Below are 19,446 nucleotides of genomic sequence, written 5' to 3'. Positions count from 1 at the left end.
TTCCCATTTTAACAAAAAAATATTCTCATTGACAAACGGGCACAAATATTATATTGGCATTTTACAATAATAGCATACGGTTTTTTTAGGGTCAATTATTTTTTCGCTCGTAAAATAAAATAGCCCTTAGACTTCGCTGCTATATCACATGAGCCAGCCAGACGCTCCATTTCTTTCATTACAGACGGTGCTCCCTGCTTCTTTTGAATGACTACCCACAGTTCGCCGCCCTCTCTGAGCTTCGCAAATCCTGTTTGAATAATATCAAATACCACTTCTTTTCCTGCACGAATAGGCGGATTCGTCAGCACAGCGGCAAATCCTTCTTCCGACACATTTTGAAGACGGTCACTTTTATAAATTTGAACGTTCTCTACTCCGTTTCGCTTTGCATTTTTGCGTGCGAGATCAAGAGCCCGTTCGTTTACATCAATCATATGAATCGTCCGGTTTGGCTGCTCGGATGCGATTGAAAGGCCGATCGGCCCATAACCGCAGCCTGCATCTAAGATGGGACCCTCTGCTTCAGGCCATTCGAATGTTTCAATTAACAATCTTGAACCAAAATCTACTTCCGATTTTGAAAAAACACCTGCATCGGTTTCGAATCTATAAGTCCGGTCCCGCAGTACAAAATCAAACTGCTGCAGACGGTGCTCACTGTTTGGTTTATTGGAAAAATAATGATCTGCCACGATCATTTCCCCTTTCAACAAACAAAAGTCCGCTGTAAAACCAGCGGACTTTTGTGTCATTGTATCAAAGAATTACTTCACTTCTACAGAAGCGCCAACTTCTTCAAGTTTCGCTTTAAGCTCTTCAGCTTCTTCTTTCGCGATACCTTCTTTAAGTGCTTTAGGAGTGTTATCAACTAGCTCTTTCGCTTCTTTCAAGCCAAGACCTGTGATTTCGCGAACTACTTTGATAACTTTGATTTTTTGGTCGCCTGCACCGTTAAGGATAAGGTCGAATTCTGTTTTTTCTGCTGCTGCGTCGCCGCCTGCAGCACCTGCTACTGCAACTGGTGCAGCTGCTGTTACGCCGAATTCTTCTTCGATTGCTTTTACAAGGTCGTTCAATTCAAGAACGGACATTTCTTTGATTGCTTCAATGATTTGCTCTTTAGACATTTTGTATTTCCTCCTTAGTGTGTTTTAAAAATGTTTTTTTATTCGTTAAACCGCTAAGCGGCTTTTCTTACAATTATGCGCCTTGCTCTTCTTTTTGGTCGGCCACTGCTTTCGCTGCAAGAGCGAAGTTGCGGATTGGCGCTTGAAGAACGCTGAGTACCATAGAAAGAAGTCCTTCGCGTGATGGAAGTTCTGCAAGTGCTTTAACTTCCTCAACAGATACGAAGTTCCCTTCAAGAACACCCGCTTTGATTTCAAGGGCGTCGTTTTTCTTCGCGAATTCGTTCAAGATCTTCGCTGGAGCCACAACATCCTCAGCACCGAACGCGATTGCGTTTGGACCTGTAAGGAACTCTCCAAGTCCTTCGATGCCTGCTTGTTCAGCTGCGCGGCGAGTCATTGTATTTTTGTATACTTTGAACTCAACGCCTGCTTCACGAAGCTGCTTACGAAGTTCCGTTACTTGTGCCACGGAAAGACCGCGGTAGTCAACGATGACTGTCGATGGGCTGTTTTTTAGTTTGTCAGCGATTTGGCCAACAAGTTCTTGTTTTTTCTCGATAACGCTGCTCATCTGCTACACCTCCTGTAAAATTTGTTTGAACGAAAAACGTTCACTCATTTTATACCGTTTAGGAAACGTAAAAAGCCTCCATGTCCCGTAAGACATGGAGGCACGAAAAGCGGACAAAGCCGCGCAATCTATTTCGCAAGTCCTCGGCAGGATGATTAAGCTTGAAAGCCCCTGCTGTCTACGGTACAAATGTGCATATGTGATTAAGTTGCTGCTTACTAACTGTAAGCCCAACGAATATTACTTTAACATAAAGTTTTTACGTTGTCAACTTAGTTTTTTACTGCTGTGAAAGATGCTGCATCTACTTTGATACCAGGGCCCATTGTAGATGTAACAGCGATGTTTTTCATGTAAATGCCTTTAGCTGCCGAAGGCTTTACTTTCAACATTGTATCAAAGATAGCTGTAAAGTTTTCAACAAGCTTTTCGCTTTCGAAAGATACTTTACCAACTGGTACGTGGATGTTACCTGCTTTATCAACACGGTATTCTACTTTACCAGCTTTGATTTCTTGGATCGCTTTTGTTACATCAAATGTTACTGTGCCAGTTTTCGGGTTCGGCATCAAGCCTTTTGGTCCAAGAACGCGGCCTAGTTTACCAACTTCACCCATCATGTCAGGTGTAGCTACGATTACGTCAAATTCGAACCAGCCTTGTTGGATTTTGTTGATGAAGTCGCTGTCGCCTACGTAGTCTGCACCAGCTGCTTCAGCTTCTTTTGCTTTTTCGCCTTTTGCGAATACAAGAACGCGTTGTGTTTTACCTGTTCCGTTTGGAAGAACAAGCGCACCGCGGATTTGTTGGTCTGCTTTTTTCGGGTCAACGCCAAGACGGAATGCCGCCTCAACTGTTGCATCGAATTTAACTGTAGTTGTTTTCTTTACAAGCTCAATTGCTTCTTCTACTGAATATTGTTTCGTGCGGTCAACAAGCTTAGCCGCATCTTGAAACTTTTTACCTTGTTTAGCCATGTTTTGTTTCCTCCTTATGTGGTTTTAGCGGAATTTACCTCCCACGAATAAAGGCTGCGGATGAAGTATCGCTACTTCACTCGCAACCTCCCAAAAACGAACAACCGATTAGTCTTCAATCACAATACCCATGCTGCGGGCAGTACCTTCAACCATACGCATAGCTGCTTCAACATCAGCTGCGTTTAGATCAGGCATTTTTGTTTCAGCAATTTCACGCACTTTATCACGTTTAACCGTTGCAACTTTGTTGCGGTTCGGTTCTCCAGATCCTGACTCGATGCCAGCTGCTTTTTTCAAAAGAACGGCTGCAGGCGGAGTTTTTGTGATGAATGTAAATGAACGGTCTTCAAAAACCGAAATTTCAACCGGGATAATCAATCCTGCTTGATCTGCTGTACGCGCATTGAATTCTTTACAGAATCCCATGATGTTAACACCAGCTTGACCTAGTGCCGGACCAACCGGCGGCGCAGGGTTTGCTTTACCTGCAGGAATTTGCAGTTTTACGACTTTAATTACTTTTTTAGCCACGAGACACACCTCCTTAAGTCCGTGATGTGGTACATGGGGCTTTGCCCCTCCCACTCTGTCTATCTTTATTTGAATAAAGATGATTAATAAAAATGAGTCTTACTCAGTACGACACGTACTGACCTAAAAAATAGTAACATTTTTCAAACAAGATTTCAACCCGTTTTCAGGATAATTTATTCACTTGATCAAAATCAAGCTCAACAGGCGTTTCACGACCGAACATATTTACAAGCACTTTCAGCTTTCCTTTGTCCTGGTCAATTTCTTCAACGCTGCCTTCAAACTCCGCAAACGGCCCTTCTTTCACAATCACGGTTTCACCAAGCTCATAGTCGGCATCGTGACGGCGCTCATCCATTCCCATTTGCTTCAGAATAGATGTTACTTCATCCGGAAGCAAAGGCGTTGGCTTAGAGCCATGGCCGGCAGATCCAACGAATCCGGTTACACCCGGTGTATTGCGGACGACATACCACGAATCGTCAGTCATCACGATTTCAACAAGTACGTATCCAGGGAACACTTTCCGCTTTGTTACTTTTTCTTTGCCGTTTTTTACATCGCGCTCTTCTTCTTCCGGTACAATGACACGGAAAATTTTGTCCTGCATTCCCATTGACTCAACGCGTTTTTCTAAGTTCGCTTTTACTTTGTTCTCATATCCTGAATACGTGTGAACAACATACCAATTTTTTTCCATAGAAAGGGACTTGTGTCCTTCCCTCCTTTTCATTTAAACGAAAAGCGCAAGACGCCTATTCACCAGCAGCAAGTGCGGCATCATTCCGCAGCACTTTTTCAACCCGCAGCATGCGGGTCTCCGAGCTGGCAGCGCCTGGAGCTAGACATTTTTTGAGCCAAATGAAAAAACCCGTTAAACGGGCTTTTCAGGTCCGCATGATGCGGGTCATCAAGGCTTTTGGGCACAATGCTGTGCTTTTGGCCTTTGGTCTTATTATCATTATCCATTATAACACGGAAAAAACACTGTGTATTCAAGTAATTTTCCAGACAGCTTTTTACATTGCCAAAACCCAGCGCACGAGCGCTGAAATGCCGTAATCAACGACCGAGAAAAAAAGAGCAAGAAAGATTACGGTTGAAATAACGGTAATCGTATACGTTGTAAGCTCTTTTCGTTTCGGCCAGCTGACTTTGCCCATTTCAGAACGCACGTTACGGAAAAACTGCGTAATGCGTGACATTTGCTGAAACCTCCAAAAGAAGCGCCGGTGTCATTTCGTTTGTTTATGCATAGTATGCTGGTTACAGACACCGCAAAATTTTTTTATTTCAAGGCGCTCGCCGCTGGCTGTATTCACCGTCGTCGAGTAATTACGTGATCCGCATACTGAACACGCAAGAGGCACTTTTTTTGCCATGTTATCACCTTACCATTTCGATTCTTAAAACGTATCATTGAAAGCGGGCTTTCGTCAAGTTTCATTGAATCGTAATTTCCTTGAATTCCAGATACCGCTCCAGCTTTCGTTTTACCCTTTGCAGGGCGTTATCAATTGACTTTACGTGCCGGTTAAGCTGCTCAGAGATTTCCTGGTACGAACGGCCGTCAAGGTAAAGAGCCAGTACCCGACGCTCTAAATCACTTAAAAGCTCGTTTACTTTTCCTTCAATGCTTGAAAATTGTTCGCGGTTAATAATTAATTCCTGTGGGTCGCTCGCTTTCGTTCCTGTCAGCACATCCATAAGCGTCCGATCTGATTCTTCATCGTAAATCGGCTTATCGAGCGATACGTAGGAATTAAGCGGGATGTGTTTCTGGCGGGTTGCCGTTTTAATGGCCGTAATAATTTGGCGGGTAATGCACAGCTCCGCAAAAGCCCGAAACGTGCTAAGCTTGTCCCCTTTGTAGTCGCGGACCGCCTTGTATAATCCAATCATGCCTTCCTGCACAATATCTTCCTTGTCAGCTCCGATTAAAAAATAAGAGCGGGCTTTGGCCCGGACAAAATTTCGGTATTTATGAATGACAAAATCGAGGGCTTCGCTGTTTCCTTGGTGCACAAGTTCCACAAGCTGTTCATCACTAAGCATATCCATTCCTGGACTAATCAAACGGTTCACGCTTACACATCTCCCTCCGCCTGTCAATCTTCGCTAGGATTAGTATACAGTACCATTTTTTTCTGCGTCAATCTTCATTTTTTTCCTCTGCGCCACTTCTCAAACGTTTCAGCGGTTTCTTTACTGAGCGGAATTCTCGCGTGTGGCTTGATTTCACTGATCTCCCCGAGGTTTTTCCGAATTCCTTTTTGTGTAATTGACAATTCTGTTAAAAGTTCCCGCGCGGAAATGCGGAGAGCTCCCTGGCCGAATACAGCCCATTGCTCTGTATAGTCCGATGTAGCGACCGTTACTTGATCACGCACATTCGTCAATTCAATGGCCATTCGTTCAATTCGCTCATCCGCCGTTTCATTTTCACGCGTAAAAATCACTTCTACCTTGGCATCGCGGTACTTTTTCTCCGTTCCTTTGACAAAGTGCGCATCGAATACAATAATCACGCGGCAGCCGTGGGCGCCCTGATACTCCGCCATTAGTTCGACAAGGCGGTCACGGGCACCGCCAAAATCTACGTTTTTCAACCGGCGAAGCTCCGGCCACGCGCCAATCATGTTATAGCCATCGACGAGGAGAATATCCATCGTCAGTTCCCCAGCGGATGACGCTTCCGGTATACTTCGTACATGAGCAGGGCAGCCGCTACCGACGCATTAAGAGAAGTGACGTGACCGACCATCGGCAGCTGAATGAGAAAATCACATTTTTCTTTTACAAGACGGCTGACACCGCGGCCTTCACTGCCAATCACAAGGCAAAGAGGCATCGTGCCATCAAATCGGCGGTAATCTTCGGCACCCGATGCATCTGTTCCAGCAATCCAAATTCCCCGCTCTTTCAATTCATCCATTGTGCGGGCAAGATTCGTGACGCGGGCTACCGGAATGTATTCGATGGCGCCTGTGGAGGCTTTCGCAGCCGTTGCGGTTAAACTCACGGACCGGCGCTTTGGAATAATAATTCCATGCGCGCCGACTGCATCGGCCGTCCGCATAATCGAGCCAAGATTATGCGGATCTTCGAGCTCATCAAGCAGGAGGAAAAACGGCGGTTCGCCGCTTTCTTCTGCTTTGGCAAATAAGTCGTCAATTTCTGCATACTGGTACGCTGCGACAGACGCTGCGACTCCCTGATGATTCTCCGGCACCACTTGTTCAATTTTTCGCTTCGGCACCATTTGAACCGGAATGCTCAGTTCTTTTGCTTTGGCGATAATTTGCTGAATCGAGCCTTTTTGTGCCCCTTCCTGCACCCAAAGCTTATTGATATCACGTCCGGCACGCAGTGCTTCCATGACCGGGTTTCGTCCCCCGATCCATTCTTGTTCCTGTGTCATCCGTTCGTCCCTCCGTTCTCTAAGATGTTATAGATAATCTCTTCCATTCGCTCAAGCTGGCCGGTTAAAAACAAAAAACCGATGACAGCTTCAAGAGCGGTACTGTGATTATAGGTCAGAACATCTGTGTTTTTTGGAGTATGCCCTGATTTTGCATTGCGTCCGCGCTTGGCGACCGTTTCTTCTTCTTCGGTTAAAAACTGTTCTTCAAACAGCCGGTGCAGCTGGGCAGCCTGTGCCTTGGCAGAGACGAATTTTGTCGAAGCGCGGTGCAGGTCGTTCGGCTTTACCCGGCCGGACTCCAGCAAAAACTTGCGCACATACACTTCGTATACAGCATCTCCCATATAAGCCAGCGCCAGCCCGTTCAGCTGTCTTGCATCTTTAAGCGGTTCTGCGAGCCCTTTCATCATCCGCGTCTCCAACGGATTCCTTGAGCCGTATCTTCCAAGATAATATTCATGTCTTTGAGCTGATCGCGAATGCTGTCTGCGCGGGCGAAATCCCGATTTTTGCGCGCTTCATTCCGCTCCTGGATCAATGCTTCAATTTCCTCATCCAATAGTTCCTCCTGCTGCAGCTGCAGGCCGAGCACGAAAAACATATCTTCAAATTTCGACAAAAATGCATCAATGACTTCTGTAGATGTATGGTCCTCAAGTAAGTACACATTCGCATCTTTTGATACATCAAACAGTACGGAAATGGCATTGGCTGTGTTAAAGTCATCATCCATTTCCTGCAGGAAACGCTCGTGGTGACGATTCACTTTTCCGATCCATTGATCGTTATGGTCCGTTAAATTGGTGCTGGATTCTTTCCGGTGCTTTACATTTTGATAAGCCGTTTTCAACCGGTCAAGCGAAGCGGCAGAGCTGTCGAGCAATTCTTTGTTGTAGTTAACCGGATTGCGGTAATGAACCGACAGCATGAAGAAGCGAAGCACCTGCGGGTCCACCTCTTTAATAATGTCATGGACGAGTACAAAGTTGCCAAGTGATTTGGACATTTTTTCGTTATCGATGTTAATGTAGCCGTTATGCAGCCAATAACGGGCAAACGGCTTGCCTGTTAATGCTTCCGACTGGGCAATTTCATTTTCATGGTGCGGGAATGTTAAATCCTGGCCGCCTGCGTGAATATCAATGGAATCACCAAGATACTTACGGGCCATTGCCGAGCATTCAATATGCCAGCCGGGACGTCCTTCTCCCCATGGACTGCTCCAGGAGATTTCTCCTTCTTTCGCTGCTTTCCATAAAACAAAATCAAGTGCGTCGTCTTTTTTCTCGCCTGCGCCAATACGGGCACCGACTTTTAGTTCATCAATGGATTGATGAGACAATTTGCCGTATCCGTTAAATTTACGGGTCCGGTAGTACACGTCTCCGCCGGATTCATAAGCAAATCCTTTGTTTACAAGCTCGGCAATAAATTCAATAATCAGTTCAATGCTTTCTGTTACGCGCGGATGAACGTCGGCTGTCTGGCAACCCAGTGCGTGGGTATCTTCAAAGTATGCCTGAATAAAACGTTCGGCAATGACCGGCACCTCTTCTCCGAGCTCGTTCGCTGCCCGGATCAGCTTGTCATCCACGTCGGTAAAGTTTGATACGTACTTTACTTCGTATCCGCGGTATTGCAGATGGCGGCGCACTGTATCAAATACAATAGCCGGACGGGCATTTCCGATATGAATGTAGTTATAAACGGTTGGACCGCATACATACATCTTTACTTTCCCCTCTTCAAGCGGGACAAATTCTTCTTTTTTGCGCGTCAGCGTATTATATAATTTAATGGACATTCGTGTGATCCCCTCTCTTCATTTCTTCCTTCAAGTAAGCAATTTCTGCTTCCAGGCTTTTTAAGCGGTCGGCAACCGGGTCAGGCATATTGCTGTGGTTTAAATCCTTTACAGAAGGCTGAACTTTTTTGCCATTCTGTATAACAACCCGGCCCGGAATCCCAACAACCGTTGAATTGGCCGGTACATCTTTTAATACAACCGAGCCAGCGCCAACCCGGGCGCATTCCCCAATAGTAATCGAGCCGAGCACCTTCGCTCCTGTGGCAATCAATGCTCCGTCAAGAACAGTGGGATGGCGCTTTCCTTTTTCTTTACCAGTTCCCCCGAGTGTTACCCCTTGATAAAGCGTAACATTGTCACCAATTTCACATGTTTCCCCAATGACAACGCCCATACCGTGGTCGATAAAAAGACCGCGGCCAATCCGGGCACCTGGATGAATTTCAATGCCCGTGAAAAAGCGGCTGATTTGAGAAATAACCCGGGCAATAAAATAAAACTTCCGTTTGTAAAACCCATGGGCCAGGCGATGCGCCCAAATGGCATGCAGCCCCGAATACGTTAAAATCACTTCCAAGTAACTTCTTGCTGCCGGGTCCTGCTCAAAAATCGTGTCGATGTCCTGCTTTAATACACGCAGCATTGTTTCCACTCCTCCCAAATCCTTTTTCAGACATACAAAAAAACGCCTCTGATAGACAGAGACGTTTTGTATACGCGGTTCCACTCTGTTTGAAAAACGGCCCTTCGCCATTTTCCCAACTCCAGATCGATAACGGGGATTTCCCGCTGCCGCTTACTTTTTGTTCAGCCGCAGGCTCCGAGGGGCACTTCTGCGGACAGAGAGGCCTAAACCGCTCGCAGCCATGGCGGTTCTCTCTGAAAGGCATCTGCCGCTTACTTTTCCTCTTCAACGCTTTACTTTATATATACTCTATTATATACAGGTCCGCCTTTTAATCAAGAACAGTATTCAAACGTGTGATGACTTTTTCGCGGCCAAGCAGCTCGATCGCTTTCGGAAGGTCTGGTCCATGTGTCTGGCCAGTTACAGCTGCACGAATTGGCATAAACAGCTTTTTGCCTTTATGGCCTGTTTCTTTTTGTACTTCCTTCATTGCTTTTTTCACACCTTCTGCCTGGAACGGCTCAAGAGCTCCTGCTTTTTCAGCAAACGCGCGAAGCACTTCAGGAACTTGTTCTTCGGAAAGAACTTCTTTCGCTTCTTCCTCGTAAGAAACCTCTTCTTTGAAGAATAGACCCGATAATTCGACAATTTCTGCACCGTAACTCATTTTTTCCTGATAAAGCGCGATTAAGCTTGTTACCCATTCTTCTTTTTCAGGAGAAAGCGTTTCTTCAATCAAGCCTGCTTTCACAAGATGCGGCCGCGCAAGTTCAACGACCCGATCCACCGGCTGCTCCTTCATGTACTGGTTGTTCATCCAAAGAAGCTTTTGCTTATCGAAAAATGCTGGTGATTTAGACAGGCGGGCTGCATCAAACTGCTCAATAAACTGCTCTTTCGTGTAGATTTCCTCTTCTTCTTTCGGTGACCAGCCAAGAAGCGTAATAAAATTGAGCAATGCTTCCGGCAGATAGCCAAGCTCTTTGTACTGCTCAATAAACTGAATGATGGATTCGTCGCGCTTGCTCAGCTTCTTACGGCTTTCGTTTACGATCAACGTCATATGACCGAATACAGGCGGTTCAAAGCCAAGCGCCTTGTAAATAAGCAGCTGCTTCGGTGTATTGGAAATATGGTCGTCTCCACGAAGAACATGCGTCATTTTCATTAAATGATCGTCTACCGCTACCGCAAAGTTGTATGTTGGCGTTCCGTCCTGCTTGACGATAACGAAGTCACCACCGATGCCATCCGACTCAAAAGATACCTCTTCTTTTACGATGTCATTGAATGTAATCGTCTCGCCTGATGGAACAAGAAAACGAATGCTTGGACGACGGCCTTCCGCTTCTAAAGCAGCTCTTTCTTCGTCAGTCAGATGACGGCATTTCCCCGAATAGCCGGCGATTTCGTTGCGCTCCTGCTGCGCCGTACGCTCCGCTTCCAGCTCTTCAGCGGTACAGTAGCATTTATACGCTTTTCCTTCTGCTAAAAGCTGCTCATAGTACTGTTTGTATAAATCGTTTCGTTCTGATTGACGGTACGGTCCGTATTCACCGCCGACATCCGGCCCTTCATCCCAGTCGACGCCAAGCCATTTTAAATATTCCAGCTGGCTTTGTTCGCCGCCTTCAATATTCCGCTTTTGGTCTGTGTCCTCAATCCGGATAATAAATGATCCGCCAAGATTGCGGGCATATAAATAGTTAAAAAGCGCTGTCCGCGCGTTCCCGATATGTAAATGGCCAGTTGGGCTCGGCGCGTAGCGAACACGTACATGATTTGTCATTGCTTTTTCCTCCGATGCTGTTTTACCTTTGTTTTTTTACCAATAGAACGGCTGCCTGCGATGCGATACCTTCGCCTCTTCCCGGGAACCCGAGTTTTTCGGTCGTTGTGGCTTTCACATTTACTTGGTCTGTGTCTGCCTGGAGCAGTTCGGCAATGCGCTCCTGCATCGCGCCAATATAAGGTGCCATTTTCGGCTTTTGGGCGATAATCGTGCAGTCGATATTCCCCAGCTCATAGCCTTTGTTTTGTACAAGCTGCCAAACGTGCTCCAGCAGCTTCGCAGAATCTGCATCTTTAAATGCGGCATCTGTATCTGGAAAATGACGGCCAATATCCCCCTCACCAATCGCTCCAAGACATGCGTCTGCCACTGTGTGCAAAAGCACATCCGCATCCGAGTGGCCGAGCAGCCCTTTGTCATTCGGAATGGTAATGCCGCCGATAATAAGCGGGCGTCCTTCTACAAGCTGATGCACATCAAACCCTTGTCCAATTCGAAACATGTTATTTACACCTTGCTTTCATTTCTTTTTGCAATAATCGCCCGGGCAAAATATAAATCTTCCGGTGTCGTTAATTTAATATTGTCATAATCACTTTCGACAATACAAACAGGGTAGCCGGTCCGTTCCACAAGCGATGATTCATCGGTTCCCAAAAAGTCTTCTTCTTCCGCTTTTTTCTGGGCGGAAAGAAGAACCTCTTTTTGAAAAGCCTGCGGTGTTTGCACGGACCAGAGGCTTGACCGTTCGACTGTTTCGGACACAATGCCGCTTGCCGCTTTTTTTATTGTGTCTTTGACCGGGACAGCCGCAATGGCTGCACCTGTTGCCCAGGCGCTTTCGACAAGCGTCGCAACCGTTTCTTTTGTAATAAACGGCCGCGCCCCATCGTGAACAAGGACAATGTCTGATTCCGGCGGAAGCGCCTTTAAACCACTGTAGACACTGTGCTGCCGTTCTTTGCCGCCATCTGCGAATGCGCACACTTTTGTAATTCGGTGTATGGCTAAAAGCTGCTCAAATTCCTTCCGTTCATCCGGATGAACCGACAGCACAATGCCCCTGCATGACGCATCCGTCTCAAATACAGTGAGCGTATGAATAATAAGCGGCAGCCCTTCAAGCTCAAGCAGCACTTTGTTCATGCCTGCTTTCATACGCTTTCCTTTTCCGGCAGCTGGAATCACGACATAATAGTCCATTCGTTTAAACCTTTCCTTTCTTCTCATGCATGTTTCGGTTTTGCAAAAATCATTCGTCCGGCAGATGTCTGCAGTACGCTTGTGACAATTACGTCAATTTGCTTGCCGATAAAATCGCGGCCATCCTCTACGACGATCATCGTTCCGTCATCGAGGTAGGCAACGCCCTGGCGCTGTTCTTTCCCATCTTTAATCACCAGCACATGCATTTCTTCTCCCGGAATGACTACCGGTTTTACCGCGTTGGCAAGGTCGTTAATATTAAGTACTTGCACTTTTTGAAATTCACATACTTTATTTAAATTAAAGTCGTTAGTGACGACAATACCGCTTATTTCCTTCGCCAGCTTCACAAGCTTTGAATCTACTTCCTGAACATCTTCATAGTCCTTTTCTGTCATCTCGACTTCAATCGGGACATCTTTTTGCAGACGATTTAAAATATCAAGGCCGCGGCGCCCTTTCGTTCTCTTTAGTGTATCAGAAGAATCGGCAATATGCTGTAATTCTTCAAGAACAAATTGTGGAATCACAATCGTGCCGTCCAAAAAGCCTGTTTCACAAATATCGGCAATCCGCCCATCGATAATCACGCTCGTGTCCAGTATTTTAAATGATTTTGCCGGAAGCGCAGGTGCCGTTTCTTCCGCTTGAACTTCCTTTCGCTTCGAAGACTTGCTTGAAGAAAACAAAGAGGTTAGTTCATCCCGGCGCTTAAACCCAAACTGAAAGCCAAGATATCCAAGACCAATGGTCAGCAAAATGGGCACCACTGTATTGACGATCGGCAGTTCCAGCTGTGCAAGCGGAATCCCAACCAGCATCGCCACAAGAAGTCCGGCCAACAAACCGAGTCCGCCTGTGACAATATCAGTCAGCGGTGCATTCACAATTCGATCCTCGATCCACTTAATAAACTCCACAATGTAGTCTACTGCCCAAAAGGTAAGCAAATAGAAAAGGAGTGCTCCTACAAGCGCTGTGACATAGGGGTTATTAATAAATGGATGATCAAAATGAAGATAAAGGAATAAGTCCGGAAGAAGAAATACGCCAAGCGTACCGCCTAAAATAATGAACCCACCCTGTACAAGACGCTTCAACATGTTTGTTTCACCTCCCTATTCTTTTTATTATAAACACGTTTCAAGCCTCGCGCTAATAATACGAGACTCGAATCGGTTTTGTTTCGTTTTTTATTTACCGAACACCATTTTTAATGCTTCATTTACAGTGGATACACCAATAATTTGAACCCCAGCCGGCGCTGTCCAGCCGCCAATGTTGTTCGCCGGAACAATAATGCGTGTGAATCCAAGTTTTGCTGCCTCGTTTACACGCTGCTCAATTCGCGATACGCGCCGAACCTCTCCGGTCAGGCCAACCTCACCAATCAAGCAGTCTGAAGCACCTGTTGGTTCATCTCGGAAGCTTGAGGCAATACTGACTGCCACCGCCAAGTCAATGGCCGGCTCATCAAGCTTTACACCGCCGGCTACTTTCAAGTAAGCATCCTGGTTTTGTAAAAGCAGGCCGACTCGTTTCTCAAGCACCGCCATAATAAGCGTTACCCGGTTATGGTCAATGCCGGTTGCCATCCGACGAGGGTTTCCAAAGACCGTTGGCGACACAAGTGCTTGTATTTCTACCAGCACGGGCCGGGTACCCTCCATAGACGCAACTACTGTGGAACCGGATGTTCCTTTTGTACGCTCCTCTAAGAAAATCTCAGATGGATTGGCCACTTCCTCAAGACCCGCTTCTTTCATCTCAAAAATGCCCATTTCATTTGTTGAGCCGAATCGGTTTTTAACCGCCCGTAAAATCCGGTACGTATGGTGCCGCTCGCCCTCGAAATAAAGCACGGTATCCACCATATGTTCAAGAAGGCGAGGTCCTGCGATAGCTCCTTCTTTTGTAACGTGTCCGACAATAAAAATAGCGATGTTATTCACTTTAGCAATACGCATCAACTCCGCTGTACACTCACGCACCTGTGAGACACTGCCCGGCGCTGACGTTACTTCCGGATGATGAACCGTTTGAATGGAGTCGATGATGACAAACTGCGGCTTCATGTTTTCAATCGCCGAATGAATCAGCTGAAGGTTCGTTTCAGCGTAAATATACAGGCTTTGTTCGTTAATGCCCATTCGGGATGCACGCATTTTTGTTTGTTTCACCGACTCCTCACCAGAGATATAAAGCACATTGCTTCCTTTGGATGAAAGCTGGGAAGAAACCTGCAAAAGAAGCGTGGATTTCCCAATGCCCGGGTCACCGCCAATCAGAACGAGTGAACCAGGCACGACTCCGCCGCCCAATACTCGGTTTAACTCTTTTAAATCGGTTTCCACTCTTGGCTCTTGAGAGGTTTCTACGTCAACGAGCCGGGATGGCTTTGCCATAACTGTATCCGAATGAGCGAAGGTTGTACGCTTCGGTTTTCCGGTAATTTCTGTTTCTTCTACCATTTGATTCCACTGACCGCAGCCCGGACATTTCCCCATCCACTTCGGTGATTCATATCCACAAGAGCCACAGACAAATTTTGTTTTTACTTTAGCCATGTTCCCTCTCCTTTTTCATAAAAAACAGCGGGTCTTTAACAGACCCGCTGCACACTTTCATTACGAGGTTGAGCCGGCCGCCGTGCGGACTACAAACTCGCCTTTCTCATCTACATCTACTACGACGTGCTGTCCAGTTAATACATTGCCTTTAAGCAGCTCCTCTGACAAGCGGTCTTCTACTTGCTTTTGAAGTGCCCGGCGAAGCGGACGTGCACCATATTCCGGATCGTATCCTTCTTCCGCGATTTTTTCTTTCGCTTTATCAGACAGCTCGACATTGATGTCCTGCTCTTTGAGACGTGTTGTCAGCTGGTCCGTCATAAGCGTAACGATTTCTTTTAAGTGTTTCTTCTCAAGAGCATGGAAGACGATAATTTCATCGATACGGTTTAGGAATTCCGGACGGAATGCGCGTTTTAACTCATCCATCACTTTTCCTTTCATATCTTTGTGGTCTTGTGATGCATCTTGAATATTAAAGCCGACATATTTGTTTTTCTGCAAAGACTGCGCTCCAACATTGGATGTCATAATGAGAACAGTATTGCGGAAATCAACGGTACGGCCTTTTGAATCTGTTAAGCGTCCATCTTCAAGAACTTGAAGCAGAATGTTAAAAACATCCGGGTGCGCTTTTTCAATTTCATCCAATAGAACAACAGAGTACGGCTTGCGGCGAACTTTTTCTGTCAGCTGACCGCCTTCTTCATAGCCTACATATCCTGGAGGCGAACCGACAAGGCGAGATGTTGAATGTTTCTCCATGTACTCGGACATATCGATCCGAATCATTGCATCTTCATCACCGAACATAGATTCAGCCAATGCTTTAGCCAGTTCTGTTTTCCCGACACCTGTTGGTCCAAGGAAAATAAAAGAGCCGATTGGGCGTTTTGGATCTTTTAATCCTGCACGTGCCCGGCGCACAGCTTTAGAAATAGACGTCACGGCTTCTTCTTGGCCAATTAAGCGGGAGTGCAAAATCTCTTCCAGATTCAGCAGGCGGTCTGTTTCCGTTTGAGCCAGTTTTGAAACTGGAATCCCTGTCCAGCTTGATACAACCATCGCAATGTCTTCCATTGTTACTTCGCTGTTTTCTGTGCCCTGCTTTTCTTTCCAGCTGTTTTTCGTCTGCTCCAGCTCTTCACGAAGCTTTTGCTCGGAATCACGAAGAGACGCTGCTTTTTCAAATTCCTGGCTTTGTACGGCAGAATCTTTCTCGTGTTTCAACGCTTCAAGCTTTGCTTCAAGCTCTTTTAAATTTGGCGGTGTTGTAAAAGAGCGAAGACGAACTTTTGAACCAGCTTCATCAATTAAATCAATGGCTTTGTCCGGCAGGAACCGATCAGAAATGTAACGGTCAGACATTTTCACTGCTGCTTCAATTGCTTCATCTAAAATCGCTACGCGGTGATGGGCTTCATACCGGTCACGCAGTCCTTTTAAAATTTGAATCGATTCCTCTAATGTTGGTTCATCGACTTGAATCGGCTGGAAACGGCGTTCTAGAGCCGCGTCTTTCTCGATGTATTTACGGTACTCATCAAGTGTTGTTGCACCGATACATTGAAGCTCGCCGCGCGCAAGAGACGGTTTTAAAATATTAGACGCATCAATGGCACCTTCTGCTCCGCCTGCTCCAATAAGTGTGTGCAGCTCGTCAATAAACAAAATAATATTGCCAGCCTGGCGAATTTCGTCCATTACTTTTTTCAAGCGGTCTTCAAATTCACCACGATATTTCGTTCCCGCTACTACTGTTCCCATATCCAGCGTCATCACGCGCTTATTGCGAAGTGTTTCCGGCACCTCGTTGTTAATGATCTGCTGAGCAAGACCTTCAGCAATAGCCGTTTTCCCGACACCTGGCTCCCCGATTAAAACAGGGTTATTTTTCGTGCGGCGGCTCAGCACCTCAATAACACGCTGAATTTCTTTGCTGCGGCCAATAACCGGGTCTAAGCTTCCTTCACGGGCAATCACTGTTAAATCACGTGCAAGTCCGTCCAGAGTCGGCGTGCTGACATTTGAAGCCTGGCCTCCCTGGCCGCTTCCTGATTCACTGCTGCCAAGAAGCTGCAATACTTGCTGGCGTGCTTTGTTTAAGCTGACGCCAAGGTTGCCAAGTACACGCGCTGCCACTCCTTCGCCTTCACGAATTAAGCCAAGCAGGATGTGTTCTGTTCCTACATAAGAGTGGCCTAATTTACGAGCCTCATCCATTGAAAGCTCAATGACTTTTTTGGCTCTCGGTGTATAATGAACGGTTTTAGAAGCACCGTCGCCTTTTCCAATTAACTCTTCTACTTCTTCTTGAATCTTTTCTGCACTAAGACCTAAACCGTACAGCGCTTTAGCCGCGATTCCTTCGCCTTCACGAACAAGTCCGAGTAAAATGTGTTCTGTTCCAATGTTATTGTGACCCAGGCGAATCGCTTCTTCCTGTGCTAACGCTAGTACCTTTTGTGCTCTTTCTGTAAAACGTCCAAACATCATATCCATTTCCCCCTTATCTTAATTCGTTTCTTCTAGTTCAAGCCGTTCACGAATCAATGCGGCTCGACGAATGTCCCGTTCTTCCGCTCGAAGCGGTCCTCCGGCATACTGCTGCAAAAAGCCGGGCTGCGTTAAGATCATCAGCTCATTTAAGATGCTTTTTGGTATATGAGTGATATACCCTAAATCAATCCCTAATCTAACATCTGATAAACACTGAAATGCTTCATTTGTTTCAATCACGCGGCTGTTTGATAAAATGCCGTACGACCGAAAAATCCGATCTTCCAGCTGAATAGGGGATGTTTGCATTAATGCATCGCGCGCTGACTGCTCACGGGACATTAATTCATGCACCACGCTGTCCAGATCATTAATGATATCTTCTTCAGATTTTCCAAGAGTCAACTGATTGGAAATTTGAAAGATGTTACCTAAAGCTTCGCTACCTTCCCCATAAATTCCTCTAACAACAAGCCCTAATTGGCTGATAGCTGGAATAATACGGCTCATTTGACGTGTCAGCACCAAGCCAGGCAGGTGTATCATCACCGATGCCCGAAGCCCGGTTCCCACATTTGTTGGACAAGCGGTTAAGTAACCCATCTTTTCATCAAAAGCATATGGTACCCGGCCTTCAATTGCGTCATCAATCTGATTTGCTTTTTCCAGCGTTTCATGCAGCTGTAAGCCTGAGGCTAGACACTGAATACGTAAGTGGTCTTCCTCGTTTACCATAATACTTACGTCTTCTTGTTCAGAAATAAGCACAGCACCGTATAAAGATGTTTCCGCTAAATAAGGGCTGATCAAGTGCTTTTCTACCAATACTCTTTTTTGAAGCTGTGAGATATCCTCCATTTTTAAAAGCTCGAGAGACAATGATTCAGAAGCAGCTTTATTTATTTGGTCAACGACTTCTTCTGCTTCTTCCATCGATAAGATTGTCGGAAACGGAACATTCTCCAAGTTGCGTGCCAGCCTTATACGCGTACTCAGGACTACATCAGAGTCAGGTCCTGTACCGCTCATCCAGGCTGTCGTTTGCTGGTTGATAAATCGTTCCAGAGACATTACAAACCGCCTCCTTCACCCGACAATTTTTTCTCCAAAGCACGAATTTGATCGCGAACGCCTGCCGCTTCTTCAAATTGTTCACTATTTATCATCTCTTGAAGCTTTTCACGCAATTGATGTACTTCTTTTTGCAAATGAAGTTTACCTCCCATACGTGCCGGAATCTTCCCTTGGTGAACAGTATTACCACCATGAAGCCGTTTTAAAATAGAGAATAATTTTGACTCAAATGATTTATAGCAGTGAGCACAGCCAAATTTACCGCTTTGCAAAAACTGCTGGAATGTCATATGGCACTTTTCGCAATGTGTTTCCTGATCGCGGAAAGAAGGGTTTGTGGAAAAATGAGGCTCAGGATTAAACAATCCCCCAAGCAGATTATTTAATGAAAAAGCCGGATGGCCGCTAAATAAGTGTTCACCTTTTTCATGTGCACAATGATCGCATAAATAAACTTCCGTTACTTCTCCATTTACTGTTTTCGTAAAATGAAGAGCTGCCGGCCGCTCATGACACTCCTGACATATCATCCTGCTCACCTGCCTTCTACATATTTAAGAGATGCTAAAAATGATTGCATCATTCTCGCCCTCAACTCATCCCGTTCAGGCAACTCAGTATTGAGCACGGAACGTTCCATTACACCTATCATTAATTTCGCCTCGCGAGTGGAAATTACCTTTTCCTCAAGCAGACGATAAACAAAATTTTCCGCACTCGCCTGTGAAAGCCTTGAGCCTGTAAGAGCCATCATTTGATCAAGAAGATCACTTTTTTCATGCGTGGTCACTTTAATGATGCGAATGTAGCCGCCGCCACCCCGTTTGCTTTCAACTACATATCCTCGTTCCACGGTAAAACGAGTATTAATCACATAGTTGATTTGAGAGGGGACACATTGAAATTTGTCAGCAATTTCGCTGCGTTTTATTTCAACAATTTCGCTGCCATTGTGTTCGAGTACTTGTTTCAAATACTGTTCAATAATATCAGAAACGTTTCTCATGATTCTCCCCACCTTGACCTTGACTATATTTGACGATAATTATAAAGGAAAGAATGCCTTGGTTCAATTATTTTGCTCTTAAATACAAAAAAGACAACCTGATTTCTCAAGTTGTCTTATCTTGCCAGGCGGCGTCCTGCTCTCGCAGGGGGAAACCCCCAACTACCATCGGCGCTGAAGAGCTTAACGGCCGTGTTCGGGATGGGAACGGGTGTGACCTCT

General features: G+C 45.8%; 23 protein-coding genes, 1 rRNA gene and 2 other annotated features. All 24 genes read right to left on the bottom strand.

Going from position 1 to position 19,446, the window contains the following annotated elements; translation table 11 throughout:
• Positions 1 to 95: 95 nt before the first annotated feature.
• A complete protein-coding gene (locus tag RG959_RS19825; protein WP_342798609.1) occupies positions 96 to 695 on the bottom strand; it encodes a class I SAM-dependent methyltransferase in 600 nt (199 codons plus the stop codon).
• 72 nt (positions 696 to 767) lie between these two features.
• On the bottom strand, positions 768 to 1,130 hold the full coding sequence (gene rplL, locus RG959_RS19820) for a 50S ribosomal protein L7/L12 (RefSeq protein WP_251273786.1): 363 nt from the start codon (positions 1,128 to 1,130) through the stop codon (positions 768 to 770).
• A 73-nt stretch (positions 1,131 to 1,203) separates the two neighbouring features.
• On the bottom strand, positions 1,204 to 1,704 hold the full coding sequence (gene rplJ, locus RG959_RS19815; RefSeq protein WP_242236800.1) for a 50S ribosomal protein L10: 501 nt from the start codon (positions 1,702 to 1,704) through the stop codon (positions 1,204 to 1,206).
• 59 nt (positions 1,705 to 1,763) lie between these two features.
• Positions 1,764 to 1,906 (bottom strand) — a sequence feature (ribosomal protein L10 leader region).
• A 70-nt stretch (positions 1,907 to 1,976) separates the two neighbouring features.
• A complete protein-coding gene (gene rplA / locus RG959_RS19810) occupies positions 1,977 to 2,681 on the bottom strand; it encodes a 50S ribosomal protein L1 (protein WP_251273787.1) in 705 nt (234 codons plus the stop codon).
• 108 nt (positions 2,682 to 2,789) lie between these two features.
• A complete protein-coding gene (rplK, locus tag RG959_RS19805; protein ID WP_045851841.1) occupies positions 2,790 to 3,215 on the bottom strand; it encodes a 50S ribosomal protein L11 in 426 nt (141 codons plus the stop codon).
• 166 nt (positions 3,216 to 3,381) lie between these two features.
• Entirely contained in the window at positions 3,382 to 3,918 is a 537-nt protein-coding gene (gene nusG, locus RG959_RS19800; protein WP_342798608.1) for a transcription termination/antitermination protein NusG, read from the bottom strand.
• Between the two features lie 319 nt (positions 3,919 to 4,237).
• Positions 4,238 to 4,423 carry a preprotein translocase subunit SecE gene (secE, locus tag RG959_RS19795; RefSeq protein WP_242236808.1) on the bottom strand — a complete coding sequence of 62 codons (186 nt, stop codon included), beginning with the start codon at positions 4,421 to 4,423 and terminating at the stop codon, positions 4,238 to 4,240.
• Positions 4,424 to 4,453: 30 nt separating this feature from the next.
• Positions 4,454 to 4,600, bottom strand: coding sequence for a 50S ribosomal protein L33 (gene rpmG / locus RG959_RS19790; protein ID WP_050182407.1), 147 nt, complete (start codon positions 4,598 to 4,600; stop codon positions 4,454 to 4,456).
• Positions 4,601 to 4,661: 61 nt separating this feature from the next.
• Complete coding sequence (sigH, locus tag RG959_RS19785) at positions 4,662 to 5,279, bottom strand: RNA polymerase sporulation sigma factor SigH (RefSeq protein ID WP_342798623.1); 618 nt, start codon at positions 5,277 to 5,279, stop codon at positions 4,662 to 4,664.
• 98 nt (positions 5,280 to 5,377) lie between these two features.
• Positions 5,378 to 5,887, bottom strand: a complete 510-nt coding sequence (locus RG959_RS19780; protein WP_251273789.1) for an NYN domain-containing protein — start codon at positions 5,885 to 5,887, stop codon at positions 5,378 to 5,380.
• 2 nt (positions 5,888 to 5,889) lie between these two features.
• Positions 5,890 to 6,639, bottom strand: a complete 750-nt coding sequence (gene rlmB, locus RG959_RS19775) for a 23S rRNA (guanosine(2251)-2'-O)-methyltransferase RlmB (protein ID WP_315693604.1) — start codon at positions 6,637 to 6,639, stop codon at positions 5,890 to 5,892.
• Entirely contained in the window at positions 6,636 to 7,049 is a 414-nt protein-coding gene (locus RG959_RS19770; RefSeq protein WP_342798622.1) for a Mini-ribonuclease 3, read from the bottom strand. The genes rlmB and RG959_RS19770 overlap by 4 nt, the downstream gene beginning before the upstream one ends.
• Positions 7,049 to 8,446 carry a cysteine--tRNA ligase gene (cysS, locus tag RG959_RS19765; RefSeq protein WP_342798607.1) on the bottom strand — a complete coding sequence of 466 codons (1,398 nt, stop codon included), beginning with the start codon at positions 8,444 to 8,446 and terminating at the stop codon, positions 7,049 to 7,051. The genes RG959_RS19770 and cysS overlap by 1 nt, the downstream gene beginning before the upstream one ends.
• Positions 8,436 to 9,176, bottom strand: a complete 741-nt coding sequence (cysE, locus tag RG959_RS19760; protein ID WP_309241441.1) for a serine O-acetyltransferase — start codon at positions 9,174 to 9,176, stop codon at positions 8,436 to 8,438. Before cysE ends, cysS begins: the two co-directional genes overlap by 11 nt.
• Positions 9,147 to 9,372 (bottom strand) — a binding site (T-box leader). It overlaps the preceding gene by 30 nt.
• Before the next feature lie 33 nt (positions 9,373 to 9,405).
• A complete protein-coding gene (gltX, locus tag RG959_RS19755) occupies positions 9,406 to 10,866 on the bottom strand; it encodes a glutamate--tRNA ligase (RefSeq protein ID WP_342798606.1) in 1,461 nt (486 codons plus the stop codon).
• Between the two features lie 22 nt (positions 10,867 to 10,888).
• Positions 10,889 to 11,371, bottom strand: a complete 483-nt coding sequence (ispF, locus tag RG959_RS19750; RefSeq protein ID WP_342798605.1) for a 2-C-methyl-D-erythritol 2,4-cyclodiphosphate synthase — start codon at positions 11,369 to 11,371, stop codon at positions 10,889 to 10,891.
• 5 nt (positions 11,372 to 11,376) lie between these two features.
• Entirely contained in the window at positions 11,377 to 12,072 is a 696-nt protein-coding gene (gene ispD, locus RG959_RS19745) for a 2-C-methyl-D-erythritol 4-phosphate cytidylyltransferase (protein ID WP_251273796.1), read from the bottom strand.
• A 23-nt stretch (positions 12,073 to 12,095) separates the two neighbouring features.
• Positions 12,096 to 13,178 carry a PIN/TRAM domain-containing protein gene (locus tag RG959_RS19740; RefSeq protein ID WP_342798604.1) on the bottom strand — a complete coding sequence of 361 codons (1,083 nt, stop codon included), beginning with the start codon at positions 13,176 to 13,178 and terminating at the stop codon, positions 12,096 to 12,098.
• Positions 13,179 to 13,268: 90 nt separating this feature from the next.
• A complete protein-coding gene (gene radA, locus RG959_RS19735; RefSeq protein WP_242236835.1) occupies positions 13,269 to 14,642 on the bottom strand; it encodes a DNA repair protein RadA in 1,374 nt (457 codons plus the stop codon).
• Between the two features lie 60 nt (positions 14,643 to 14,702).
• The gene (gene clpC, locus RG959_RS19730; RefSeq protein ID WP_242236839.1) at positions 14,703 to 17,141 is read right to left on the bottom strand and encodes an ATP-dependent protease ATP-binding subunit ClpC; all 2,439 of its coding nucleotides are present in this window, start codon (positions 17,139 to 17,141) and stop codon (positions 14,703 to 14,705) included.
• An 18-nt stretch (positions 17,142 to 17,159) separates the two neighbouring features.
• Positions 17,160 to 18,215, bottom strand: a complete 1,056-nt coding sequence (gene mcsB / locus RG959_RS19725; protein ID WP_342798603.1) for a protein-arginine kinase McsB — start codon at positions 18,213 to 18,215, stop codon at positions 17,160 to 17,162.
• Positions 18,215 to 18,748, bottom strand: a complete 534-nt coding sequence (mcsA, locus tag RG959_RS19720) for a protein-arginine kinase activator protein McsA (RefSeq protein WP_342798602.1) — start codon at positions 18,746 to 18,748, stop codon at positions 18,215 to 18,217. The genes mcsB and mcsA overlap by 1 nt, the downstream gene beginning before the upstream one ends.
• Positions 18,749 to 18,753: 5 nt before the next feature.
• A complete protein-coding gene (locus tag RG959_RS19715; RefSeq protein ID WP_483298908.1) occupies positions 18,754 to 19,227 on the bottom strand; it encodes a CtsR family transcriptional regulator in 474 nt (157 codons plus the stop codon).
• A 120-nt stretch (positions 19,228 to 19,347) separates the two neighbouring features.
• A 5S ribosomal RNA gene (gene rrf, locus RG959_RS19710) occupies positions 19,348 to 19,446 on the bottom strand; the annotation flags it as partial.

Origin of the sequence: Domibacillus sp. 8LH (assembly GCF_038806185.1) — a bacterium.
GTDB classification, from domain to species: domain Bacteria; phylum Bacillota; class Bacilli; order Bacillales; family Domibacillaceae; genus Domibacillus; species Domibacillus indicus_A.
This window is presented reverse-complemented; position numbering and strand designations above follow the sequence as displayed.